The sequence below is a fragment of the Duganella callida genome (assembly GCF_004614165.1).
Lineage (GTDB): Bacteria > Pseudomonadota > Gammaproteobacteria > Burkholderiales > Burkholderiaceae_D > Rugamonas > Rugamonas callida.
This window is the reverse complement of record NZ_SPVG01000089.1, coordinates 1-12,492: the sequence shown is the minus strand read 5'-3', so window position 1 is coordinate 12,492 and position 12,492 is coordinate 1. Positions and strand designations below refer to the sequence as shown.

The 12,492-nt window shown below is 60.2% G+C and carries 9 protein-coding genes and 1 tRNA gene; all 10 read left to right on the top strand.

Annotated features, from left to right (window positions below; all coding sequences use genetic code 11):
- Positions 1–89 (top strand): EF-Tu C-terminal domain-related protein (locus E4L98_RS09345; RefSeq protein ID WP_461607614.1); only part of this gene is annotated, 89 nt, incomplete at its 5' end.
- A 64-nt stretch (positions 90–153) separates the two neighbouring features.
- A tRNA-Trp gene (locus tag E4L98_RS09340) sits at positions 154–229 on the top strand.
- Between the two features lie 33 nt (positions 230–262).
- Entirely contained in the window at positions 263–646 is a 384-nt protein-coding gene (secE, locus tag E4L98_RS09335) for a preprotein translocase subunit SecE (protein WP_135201288.1), read from the top strand.
- A complete protein-coding gene (gene nusG / locus E4L98_RS09330; RefSeq protein WP_135201287.1) occupies positions 646–1,260 on the top strand; it encodes a transcription termination/antitermination protein NusG in 615 nt (204 codons plus the stop codon). Before secE ends, nusG begins: the two co-directional genes overlap by 1 nt.
- 123 nt (positions 1,261–1,383) lie before the next feature.
- Positions 1,384–1,815, top strand: a complete 432-nt coding sequence (gene rplK, locus E4L98_RS09325; RefSeq protein ID WP_135201286.1) for a 50S ribosomal protein L11 — start codon at positions 1,384–1,386, stop codon at positions 1,813–1,815.
- Between the two features lie 2 nt (positions 1,816–1,817).
- Positions 1,818–2,513 carry a 50S ribosomal protein L1 gene (gene rplA / locus E4L98_RS09320; RefSeq protein WP_135201285.1) on the top strand — a complete coding sequence of 232 codons (696 nt, stop codon included), beginning with the start codon at positions 1,818–1,820 and terminating at the stop codon, positions 2,511–2,513.
- Between the two features lie 241 nt (positions 2,514–2,754).
- Positions 2,755–3,276 (top strand): 50S ribosomal protein L10, encoded by a 522-nt coding sequence (gene rplJ, locus E4L98_RS09315; protein ID WP_135201284.1) that lies wholly within the window; start codon positions 2,755–2,757, stop codon positions 3,274–3,276.
- Positions 3,277–3,343: 67 nt separating this feature from the next.
- The gene (rplL, locus tag E4L98_RS09310) at positions 3,344–3,721 is read left to right on the top strand and encodes a 50S ribosomal protein L7/L12 (RefSeq protein WP_135201283.1); all 378 of its coding nucleotides are present in this window, start codon (positions 3,344–3,346) and stop codon (positions 3,719–3,721) included.
- 254 nt (positions 3,722–3,975) lie between these two features.
- On the top strand, positions 3,976–8,085 hold the full coding sequence (gene rpoB / locus E4L98_RS09305) for a DNA-directed RNA polymerase subunit beta (RefSeq protein WP_135201282.1): 4,110 nt from the start codon (positions 3,976–3,978) through the stop codon (positions 8,083–8,085).
- Between the two features lie 75 nt (positions 8,086–8,160).
- On the top strand, positions 8,161–12,393 hold the full coding sequence (gene rpoC, locus E4L98_RS09300) for a DNA-directed RNA polymerase subunit beta' (protein WP_135201281.1): 4,233 nt from the start codon (positions 8,161–8,163) through the stop codon (positions 12,391–12,393).
- The last annotated feature ends 99 nt before the right edge of the window (positions 12,394–12,492 follow it).

Below are 12,492 nucleotides of genomic sequence, written 5' to 3'. Positions count from 1 at the left end.
CGATCGCGATGGAAGAAGGTCTGCGTTTCGCCATCCGCGAAGGCGGCCGTACCGTTGGCGCCGGCGTGGTTGCCAAGATCATCGCTTAATAAAAGTTGACGATTGCCACCCGGGTGTCCGGGTGGTATAATCCGATCCTTTGTGGTTTTACGTAGGGGCGTAGCTCAATTGGCAGAGCGTCGGTCTCCAAAACCGAAGGTTGGGGGTTCGATGCCCTCCGCCCCTGCCACCGAATCTGGTGCAGGGCACCGAAAGTAAATAAATGTCAAATCAAACCGTGCAGACTGTTAGCACGTCGAATGACAAGATCAAAGTTGCACTGGCTATCGTCGTTGCAATCGCAGGTGTGGTAGGTTTCTACTACCTGTCCGACAAACCAGCTCTGGTACGCGCAGGCGCACTAGTAGCTGGTTTGGCATTTGCGGTGCTGATCTTGTGGACTTCGGCGACTGGCCGTGATTTCCTGAATTTTGCCAAAGAAGCAGTCCGCGAAACGAAAAAGGTCGTCTGGCCTACCCGTCGCGAAGCCATGCAGATTACCGGCATCGTGTTTGCCTTTGTGCTGGTGATGGCGATCTTCCTGTGGGGCACGGATAAGACATTGGAATTCCTGTTGTACGACGTCATTCTGGGCATACGAAAATAATGAGCGAAAATGTGCAAGACAGTGCATCGGGCGAGATCCCGGCGCAAGAGGCTGGCGCAGCGCCAATCAGCGTACCAGTAAGCAACAAGCGCTGGTACGTTGTACATGCGTATTCCGGCATGGAGAAAAGTGTTGAGCGTGCTCTGCGTGAGCGCATCGAGCGCGCCGGCATGCAAGACCAGTTTGGCCAGATCCTGGTGCCGACCGAGGAAGTGGTCGAAGTGCGCAATGGCCAGAAATCGGTCACCGAACGTCGTTTCTTCCCTGGCTATGTGCTGGTCGAGATGGAAATGACCGACGAAACCTGGCACCTGGTGAAGAACACCTCCAAAGTGACCGGCTTCATCGGCGGCAAATCGAACAAGCCGACCCCGATCCCGGCACGCGAAATCGACAAGATCATGCAGCAGATGCAGGAAGGCGTCGAGAAGCCACGGCCTAAAGTGCTGTACGAAGTGGGCGAGCAAGTCCGCATCAAGGACGGTCCGTTCACTGACTTCAACGGCAATGTCGAGGAAGTCAACTACGAGAAATCGAAAGTGCGCGTCTCGGTCACGATTTTCGGCCGCGCCACCCCAGTCGAACTCGAATTCGGCCAAGTCGAAAAAGTATAAGCAGCACCGTTCGCCAGAACGGGCGACGGTGTAAAAACCCGACAAATCTGGCAAAAGAGGAGCCCCGTCATGCAGTGAATGCATCGCGGGGCGCTACTACTCATTCCAAAGATAGGAGCCATCATGGCAAAGAAAATCGTTGGTTTTATCAAGCTGCAAGTGCCAGCTGGTAAAGCAAATCCATCCCCACCGATCGGCCCGGCACTGGGTCAGCGCGGTCTGAACATCATGGAATTCTGCAAGGCGTTCAACGCGCAGACCCAAGGTATGGAACCAGGCATGCCGATCCCGGTGGTGATCACCGCCTTCGCGGACAAGTCGTTCACCTTCGTGATGAAGACTCCGCCAGCGACCTTCCTGATCAAGAAGCATTCGGGCGTGCAAAAAGGTTCGGCCAAGCCGCATACCGACAAGGTCGGCAAGCTGACCCGCGCGCAAGCTGAAGAAATCGCTAAACTGAAGACCCCTGACCTGACCGCCGCCGATCTGGAAGCCGCTGTGCGCACCATCGCTGGTTCGGCTCGTTCGATGGGCATCACCGTGGAAGGTCTGTAATCATGGCAAAACTGTCCAAACGCGCACAAGCTATCAAAGCTAAAGTAGACAGCACCAAGAACTACTCGTTCGACAACGCTGTTGCCCTGATCAAGGAACTGGCCACCGCCAAGTTCAACGAATCGATCGACGTGTCGGTTCAGCTGGGCGTGGATCCGAAGAAGTCGGACCAGGTGGTTCGCGGTTCCGTGGTGCTGCCAGCCGGTACCGGCAAGACCGTACGTGTGGCCGTGTTCGCCACCGGCGACAAGGCCGAAGCTGCCAAGGCAGCCGGCGCCGACGTGGTCGGTATGGAAGACCTGGCCGAGCGCGTCAAAGCCGGCGACATGCCTTTCGACATCGTCATCGCGTCGCCCGACACCATGCGTATCGTCGGTACCCTGGGTCAGATCCTGGGCCCGCGCGGCCTGATGCCTAACCCGAAAGTCGGCACCGTTACCCCGGACGTCGCTACCGCCGTGAAAAACGCCAAGGCCGGCCAGGTGCAGTACCGTACCGACAAGGCAGGTATCATCCACGCCACCATCGGCCGCAAGTCGTTCTCGGATGCCGATCTGAAGACCAACCTGAACGCGCTGATCGATGCCCTGAACAAAGCCAAGCCGGCTTCGTCCAAAGGCGTTTACCTGCGTAAAGTGTCGCTGTCGTCGACCATGGGCGCTGGCGTCCGTGTAGACCAGACCACCCTGGCAGCTTAAGTATTCAGTCCCGGTGTGACCACACCGGGCAGTTCTTTGGGATGGCTGCCGTTCGCGCGGCAGCCGCAATCAAAGACCGTTGGGCCGAGTGCAGCAGGCAGGCATGAGGTTAATTGAATGTTTCGCCCAACGCAGATGGTGTTCCCGATCAAGTTTTGCAGTCCATTGGACTCCTAACCTCGGACGCCGTTGTTCGAACCGATGACCGGCAGGTGCTGGTCATTATTTAAGGAGATTGACCGTGGGTCTCAATCTGAATGACAAAAAGGCCGTCGTCGGCGAAGTTTCCGCAAAAGTAGCAACTGCGCAAACTATCGTCGTGGCCGAGTATCGTGGCATCCAGGTTGCTCACTTGACGCAACTCCGTGCCAAAGCGCGCGCTCAAGGCGTGTACCTGCGAGTGTTGAAAAACACCCTCGCACGTCGCTCCGTCGAAGGCACGCAGTTCGCCCCGCTGGCAGACAGCATGACCGGTCCGCTGATCTACTCGATCTCGGATGACGCCGTGGCCGCAGCGAAAGTCGTCGCCGACTTCGCCAAGACCAACGACAAACTGGTCATCACCGCCGGTAACTACGCAGGCAAGCAGCTGGATAAAGCTGGTGTTGCCGCGTTGGCGAGCATTCCTAGCCGTGAAGTCCTCATCTCGCAGCTGTTGGGCGTTATGCTGGCTCCGGTGTCGGGCTTTGCACGTGGTCTGGCTGCTCTGGCAGCGAAAAAATCCGAAGGCGCTCCTGCGGAAGCAGAAGCCCCGGCAGCCTAAGCTGTTGACGGGTTTTTCTCAAGTGACTATCTGATTAAAACGTATCAAAAAATTATTGGAGTTTCAAATGGCAATTAGCAAAGAAGACATCCTGAACGCAGTGAGCGAAATGTCCGTGATGGACCTGAACGAACTGGTCAAGGCATTCGAAGAGAAGTTCGGCGTTTCGGCCGCTGCAATGGCTGCTCCAGCCGCTGCCGGCGCCGGCGCTGGCGCCGCCGCTGCTGAAGAGCAGACCGAGTTCAACCTGGTTCTGTCGGAAGTTGGCGCTAACAAAGTTGGCGTGATTAAAGCTGTTCGCGAAATCACCGGTCTGGGCCTGAAAGAAGCCAAGGATCTGGTTGACGGCGCACCGAAGACCGTGAAAGAAGCCCTGTCGAAAGCTGACGCTGAAGCCGCTAAGAAGAAGCTGGAAGAAGCTGGCGCCAAGGCCGATCTGAAGTAATCAAGTTGTACCGGCAGCTAACCGCTGACAGTTAGCGCCATGAGCCAAAGCTGAGGATTTCCCCTTGCAAGAGGGGAAATATCCGGCTTTGGCTCCTTTGTCGTCTGTGTCGTATTTGTAGCGTTGTCAAGATGCTGCAGTTCCATTGAATCAGCTGGAAATGGTAGAAGTTTCAGGTTTCGTCTGTGTGACAGACCGCCGGAGCACAGGCAAAACCTGAAATTTTTTCCCTTTCTGTCACTCACGGAGTGTCCATGCACTACTCATTTACTGAGAAGAAACGCATTCGCAAATCATTCGCGAAGCGCGCCAACGTTCACAACGTTCCGTTCCTGCTGGCTACCCAGCTCGAGTCCTACCACAGCTTCTTGCAGGAAAACGTCGGTCCCTCGACCCGCAAGAACGAGGGCCTGCAGTCGGCCTTCACCTCGATTTTCCCCATCGTGTCGCACAACGGGTTTGCGCGCCTCGAGTTCCTGTCGTATGTGCTGGGCGACCCCGTCTTTGACGTCAAGGAATGCCAACTGCGCGGCCTGACCTTCGCGTCGCCGCTGCGCGCCAAGGTGCGCCTGGTGATCCTGGACAAGGATTCGCCGACCAAGCCGGTCATCAAGGAAATGAAAGAGCAGGAAGTCTACATGGGCGAACTGCCGCTGATGACCTCCACCGGTTCGTTCGTGATCAACGGTACCGAGCGCGTGATCGTCTCGCAGCTGCACCGTTCGCCGGGCGTGTTCTTCGAGCACGACCGCGGTAAGACGCACTCGTCCGGTAAACTGCTGTTCTCGGCCCGTATCATCCCTTACCGCGGTTCGTGGCTGGACTTCGAGTTCGACCCGAAGGACATCCTGTACTTCCGCGTCGACCGCCGCCGCAAGATGCCGGTGTCGATCCTGCTGAAGGCCATCGGCATGACGCCGGAACAGATCCTGGCCAACTTCTTCGTGTTCGACAATTTCCACCTGCGCTCGGAAGGCGCGGAAATGGAATTCGTCGCCGAACGCCTGCGCGGTGAAGTCGCGCGCTTCGACATCGTCGATCCGAAGACCGGCAAGACCATCGTCATGAAGGACAAGCGTATCAATGCCAAGCATGTACGCGACATCGACGCCGCCGGCCTGAAGCACATCTCGGTGCCGGAAGACTATCTGCTGGGCCGCGTGCTGGCCAAGAACATCGTCGACCCGGACACCGGCGAAGTGATCGCCAACGCCAACGACGAGCTGACCGATGAAGTGCTGAACCGCCTGCGCGACAGCAATGTGAGCGACATCCAGACCCTGTACACCAACGATCTGGACCAGGGCGCCTACATCTCGCAGACCCTGCGCATCGACGACACCGCCGACCAGACCGCCGCCCGCATCGCGATCTACCGCATGATGCGTCCCGGCGAACCGCCGACCGAGGAATCGGTGGAAGCGCTGTTCAACGGCCTGTTCTACAGCGCCGACCGTTACGACCTGTCGGCCGTGGGCCGCATGAAGTTCAACCGCCGTATCGGCCGCGATGAACTGACCGGCGCCATGACGCTGTCGAACGACGACGTGCTGGCCGTGATCAAGATCCTGGTCGAGCTGCGCAATGGCCGCGGCGAAGTCGACGATATCGACCACCTGGGCAACCGTCGCGTGCGCTGCGTGGGCGAACTGGCCGAAAACCAGTTCCGCGCCGGCCTGGTGCGCGTCGAGCGCGCCGTCAAGGAGCGCCTGGGCCAGGCCGAAGCCGACAACCTGATGCCGCACGACCTGATCAACTCCAAGCCGATCTCGGCAGCCATCCGCGAGTTCTTCGGTTCGTCGCAGCTGTCGCAGTTCATGGACCAGACCAACCCGCTGTCGGAAATCACCCACAAGCGCCGCGTCTCGGCCCTGGGCCCTGGCGGTCTGACCCGCGAACGCGCCGGCTTCGAGGTGCGCGACGTGCACCCGACCCACTACGGCCGCGTATGCCCGATCGAAACGCCGGAAGGCCCGAACATCGGTCTGATCAACTCGCTGGCGCTGTATGCGCGCCTGAACGAGTACGGCTTCCTGGAAACCCCGTACCGCAAGGTGGTGGACTCCAAGGTGACCGACCAGATCGACTACCTGTCGGCGATCGAGGAAGGCCGCTACATCATTGCCCAGGCGAACGCCAAGATCAATGACGAAGGTAAGCTGATCGATGAACTGGTGTCCTCGCGCGAAGCCGGCGAAACCATCCTGGTGTCGCCGGAGCGCGTGCAGTACATGGACGTGGCGCCGGGCCAGATCGTCTCGGTGGCGGCCTCGCTGATTCCGTTCCTGGAACACGATGACGCGAACCGTGCACTGATGGGCGCCAACATGCAGCGTCAGGCCGTGCCGTGTCTGCGTCCTGAAAAGGCGCTGGTCGGTACCGGCATCGAGCGCACCGTGGCGGTCGACTCCGGCACCACCGTGCAGGCGGTGCGCGGCGGTATCGTGGATTACATCGATGCGGGCCGTGTGGTGATCCGTGTTAACGACGACGAAGCGCAGGCGGGCGAAGTCGGCGTGGACATCTACAACCTGATCAAGTACACCCGTTCCAACCAGAACACCAACATCAACCAGCGTCCTATCGTCAACCGTGGCGACCGCGTGGCCAAGGGCGACGTGATCGCCGACGGCGCGTCGACCGACCTGGGCGAGCTGGCGCTGGGCCAGAACATGACCGTGGCCTTCATGCCATGGAATGGTCTGAACTTCGAAGACTCGATCCTGATCTCGGAAAACGTCGTGAAAGACGACCGTTACACCTCGATCCACATCGAAGAACTGAGCGTGGTGGCGCGTGACACCAAGCTGGGCGCGGAAGAAATCACCCGCGACATCTCCAACCTGGCGGAAAACCAGCTGGCGCGTCTGGATGAATCGGGCATCGTCTACATCGGCGCCGAAGTGCAGGCCGGCGACACCCTGGTCGGTAAAGTGACGCCGAAGGGCGAAACCCAGCTGACCCCGGAAGAGAAGCTGCTGCGCGCGATCTTCGGCGAGAAGGCCTCGGACGTGAAGGACACCTCGCTGCGCGTGCCGTCGGGCATGGTCGGCACCGTCATCGACGTGCAGGTGTTCACCCGCGAAGGCATCGTCCGCGACAAGCGCGCGCAACAGATCATCGACGATGAACTGAAGCGTTTCCGCCTGGACCTGAACGACCAGATGCGTATCGTCGAAGGCGACGCCTTCCAGCGTCTGGAAAAGATGCTGATCGGCCAGGTCGTCAACGGCGGTCCGAAGAAGCTGGCGAAAGGCGCCAAGATCACCAAGGAATACCTGGACGATCTGGACAAGTACCACTGGTTCGACATCCGTCCCGCCGAGGACGCGTCGGCCACCGCGCTGGAAGCGATCAAGGAATCGATCGCCGAGAAGCGTCACCAGTTCGACCTGGCGTTCGAAGAGAAGCGCAAGAAGCTGACCCAGGGCGACGAGCTGCAGCCGGGCGTGCAGAAGATGGTCAAGGTCTACCTGGCCGTCAAGCGCCGCCTGCAGTCGGGCGACAAGATGGCGGGCCGCCACGGTAACAAGGGTGTGGTGTCGCGTATCGTGCCGGTGGAAGACATGCCGTACATGGCGGACGGTACCCCGGCCGACGTGGTGCTGAACCCGCTGGGTGTGCCGTCGCGTATGAACGTCGGTCAGATCCTGGAAACCCATTTGGGCTGGGCGGCAAAAGGCCTGGGCATCCGTATCGGCGAAATGCTGGCGCAGCAGATCAAGGTCGAAGAGATGCGCAAGTATCTGACCACCGTGTACAACGAGTCTGGCCGTCCGGAAAACCTGGACGACTTCGACGACGAGGAAATCATGAAGCTGGCGCACAACCTGAAGAAGGGTGTGCCGTTCGCCACGCCGGTGTTCGACGGTGCGCATGAGTCGGAAATCCGCCGCATGCTGGACCTGGCCTACCCGGACGAGATCGCGACCAAGCTGGGCATGACCCCGTCCAAGAACCAGGTCACCATGTACGACGGCCGCACCGGTGAAGCGTTCGAACGCAAGGTCACCGTCGGCGTGATGCACATGCTGAAGCTGCACCACCTGGTGGACGACAAGATGCACGCGCGCTCGACCGGTCCATACTCGCTGGTGACGCAGCAGCCGCTGGGTGGTAAAGCCCAGTTCGGCGGCCAGCGCTTCGGTGAGATGGAGGTGTGGGCACTGGAAGCGTACGGCGCCTCGTACGTGCTGCAGGAAATGCTGACCGTGAAGTCCGACGACGTGAACGGCCGTACCAAAGTGTACGAAAACCTCGTCAAGGGCGATCACGTGATCGATGCCGGCATGCCGGAATCGTTCAACGTGCTGGTGAAAGAGATCCGTTCCCTGGGTATCGATATCGACCTGGAACGCAACTAAGACACAAGCGCGTGGAAGTCGGGGTCTGACCCCGACTTCCTCTTTAAAGAATTCCATCACTACCTGGAGTGATACATGAAAGCACTGCTCGATCTATTCAAGCAAGTACAGACGAACGAGACCTTTGACGCGATCAAGATCGGTCTCGCCTCGCCTGAAAAAATCCGTTCGTGGTCCTACGGCGAAGTCAAGAAGCCGGAAACCATCAACTACCGTACCTTCAAGCCGGAACGCGACGGTCTGTTCTGCGCCAAGATCTTTGGCCCGATCAAGGACTACGAGTGCCTGTGCGGCAAGTACAAGCGCCTCAAGCACCGCGGCGTGATCTGCGAGAAATGCGGCGTCGAAGTCACCCTGGCCAAGGTGCGCCGCGAGCGCATGGGCCACATCGAGCTGGCCTCGCCGACCGCCCACATCTGGTTCCTGAAATCGCTGCCGTCGCGTCTGGGCATGGTGCTCGACATGACCCTGCGCGATATCGAACGCGTGCTGTACTTCGAAGCCTACGTGGTGACCGATCCGGGCATGACCCCGCTGAAGAAGTGCCAGATCATGTCGGAAGACGATTACGCCGCCAAGTACGAAGAGTACGGCGACGACTTCACCGCCTTCATGGGCGCGGAAGGTATCCGTGAACTGCTGCGCTCGATCGACATCCACCGCGATGCCGAGACCCTGCGCGTGGAACTCAAGGAATCGAAGTCCGAAGCCAAGATCAAGAAATACGCCAAGCGTCTGAAAGTGCTGGAAGCGTTCCAGCGCTCGGGCATCAAGCCCGAGTGGATGATCATGGAAGTGCTGCCGGTGCTGCCGCCGGAACTGCGTCCGCTGGTGCCGCTGGACGGCGGCCGTTTCGCGACCTCGGATCTGAACGATCTGTATCGCCGCGTGATCAACCGTAACAACCGTCTGAAGCGTCTGATGGAGCTGCGCGCTCCAGAGATCATCACGCGCAACGAAAAGCGCATGCTGCAGGAAGCGGTCGACTCGCTGCTGGACAACGGCCGTCGCGGCAAGGCGATGACCGGCGCCAACAAGCGTCCGCTGAAATCGCTGGCCGAGATGATCAAGGGTAAGGGCGGCCGTTTCCGTCAGAACCTGCTGGGCAAGCGCGTCGACTACTCGGGCCGTTCGGTGATCGTGGTGGGTCCGCAGCTGAAACTGCACCAGTGCGGTCTGCCGAAGCTGATGGCGCTGGAACTGTTCAAGCCGTTCATCTTCAACAAGCTGGAACTGATGGGTCTGGCAACGACCATCAAGGCCGCGAAGAAGCTGGTGGAAATCCAGGAGCCGGTGGTCTGGGACATCCTGGAAGAAGTCATCCGCGAACACCCGATCATGCTGAACCGTGCGCCGACCCTGCACCGTCTGGGTATCCAGGCGTTCGAGCCGGTGCTGATCGAAGGCAAGGCGATCCAGCTGCACCCGCTGGTCTGCGCGGCGTTCAACGCCGACTTCGACGGTGACCAGATGGCGGTCCACGTGCCGCTGTCGATCGAAGCGCAGATGGAAGCGCGTACCCTGATGCTGGCCTCGAACAACATCCTGTTCCCGTCGAACGGCGAACCGTCGATCGTGCCGTCGCAGGATATCGTGCTGGGTCTGTACTACGCGACCCGCGAAGCGATCAATGCGAAGAACGAGGGCATGCTGTTCCCTGACGTGTCGGAAGTCATCCGTGCCTACGACAACAAGGAAGTCGAGCTGACCACCCGCATCACCGTGCGTATCGTCGAGAATCCCAAGGATCCGGCGACGGGCGAGTTCGTCCGTACCCTGACCCGCTACGAGACCACCGTCGGCCGCGCCATCCTGTCGGAAATCCTGCCGAAAGGTCTGCCTTTCTCGGTGCTGAACCGCGCGCTGAAGAAGAAGGAAATCTCGAAGCTGATCAACACCTCGTTCCGCAAGTGCGGCCTGCGCGCCACCGTGGTGTTTGCCGACCAGCTGATGCAGTCGGGCTTCCGCCTGGCGACCCGCGCCGGTATCTCGATCTGCGTGGACGACATGCTGGTACCGCCGCAAAAAGTCACCCTGATTTCGACCGCCGAGTCGGAAGTCAAGCAGATCGAGCAGCAGTACGCCTCGGGTCTGGTGACCGCCGGCGAGCGTTACAACAAGGTGGTCGACATCTGGGGCAAGACTTCCGACGAAGTCGGCAAGGCCATGATGGACCAGCTGAAAGTGGAAGACGTGGTCAAGCGCGATGGCACCAAGACCACCCAGGAATCGTTCAACGCGATTTACATGATGGCCGACTCGGGCGCCCGTGGTTCGGCCGCGCAGATCCGCCAGCTGGCCGGTATGCGTGGTCTGATGGCGAAACCGGATGGTTCGATCATCGAAACGCCGATCACCGCGAACTTCCGCGAAGGTCTGAACGTGTTGCAGTACTTCATCTCGACCCACGGCGCCCGTAAGGGTCTGGCCGATACGGCACTGAAGACCGCGAACTCGGGTTACCTGACCCGTCGTCTGGTCGACGTGACCCAGGATCTGGTGGTGATCGAAGACGATTGCGGCACCTCGAACGGCACGCTGATGAAGGCGATGGTCGAGGGCGGTGAAGTGATCGAAGCCCTGCGCGACCGTATTCTGGGCCGCGTGGCCGGTACCGACATCGTCAATCCGGAAACCCAGGAAACCCTGTACGAAGCCGGCACCCTGCTGGACGAAGACATGGTGGAAGAGATCGAACGCGTCGGCATCGACGAAGTGAAGATCCGCACCCCGCTGACCTGCGACACCCGCTACGGCCTGTGCGCCAAGTGCTACGGCCGCGACCTGGGCCGCGGCCTGCTGGTCAACGCCGGCGAAGCGGTGGGTGTGGTGGCGGCGCAGTCGATCGGCGAGCCGGGTACCCAGCTGACCATGCGTACCTTCCACATCGGTGGTGCGGCGTCGCGTGCGGCGGTGGCCTCGTCGGTGGAAGCGAAGTCGAACGGCACCATCCGCTTCACCTCGACCATGCGTTACGTCACCAACGGCAAGGGCGCGCAGATCGTCATTTCGCGTTCGGGCGAAGTGCTGATCACCGACGACCACGGCCGTGAGCGCGAGCGTCACAAGGTGCCGTACGGCGCCACCCTGATCGTCAAGGATGGCATGGCGGTCAAGGCCGGCACGGCGCTGGCGACCTGGGATCCGCTGACCCGTCCGATCATCACCGAGTACGCCGGTACGGTGCGCTTCGAGAACGTCGAGGAAGGCGTGACCGTGGCCCGTCAGGTGGACGAGGTGACCGGTCTGGCCACCCTGGTGGTGATCGACGCCAAACGTCGCGGCTCGCTGACCAAGACCATGCGTCCGCAGGTGAAACTGCTGAACGACGACGGCCACGAAGTGAAGATCGCCGGTACCGAACACGCGGTATCGATCGGCTTCCAGGTCGGCGCGCTGATCATGGTGAAAGATGGCCAGCAAGTGTCGGTGGGTGAAGTGCTGGCACGTATCCCGACCGAATCGCAGAAGACCCGTGACATTACCGGTGGTCTGCCGCGCGTGGCCGAGCTGTTCGAAGCCCGTTCGCCGAAAGACGCGGGCATGCTGGCGGAAGTCACCGGTACGGTTGCGTTTGGTAAGGAAACCAAGGGCAAGCAGCGTCTGGAAATCACCGACATGGACGGCAACAAGCACGAGTTCCTGATCACCAAGGACAAGCAAGTGCTGGTGCACGACGGCCAGGTGGTGAACAAGGGCGAGATGATCGTGGACGGCCCGGCCGATCCGCAAGACATCCTGCGTCTGCTGGGGATCGAAGCGCTGGCGCGTTACATCGTCGACGAAGTGCAGGACGTGTACCGTCTGCAGGGCGTGAAGATCAACGACAAGCACATCGAAGTGATCGTGCGTCAGATGCTGCGTCGCGTGCAGATCACCAACGCCGGCGACACCAACTACATCGTTGGCGAGCAGGTGGAGCGTTCGGAGATGCTGGAAGAAAACGACCGCGTGACCGCGGAAGGCAAGCTGCCGGCCACCTACGAAAACGTGCTGCTGGGTATTACCAAGGCATCGCTGTCGACCGATTCGTTCATCTCGGCCGCATCGTTCCAGGAAACCACCCGCGTGCTGACCGAAGCGGCGATCATGGGCAAGCGCGACGGTCTGCGCGGCCTGAAGGAAAACGTCATCGTCGGCCGTCTGATCCCGGGCGGTACCGGTCTGGCCTTCCACCGCGCGCGCAAAGAGAAAGAGCAGTGGGAAGTCGAAGAGCGCCAGGCTCTGCTGGCAGCCGAGAAGGCCGCCATGTCCGGCGGAGATGTGGAAGCGACCGAAACGGTCACCCCGCACGGCGACGAAGCGTAATCTTCGCCCGGCCAGTCAAAACGCCACCTTCGGGTGGCGTTTTTTTTTAAGTCGGGGTCAGAGCCGACATTCGGACATTGGGTCGCGCGCGACCCAATG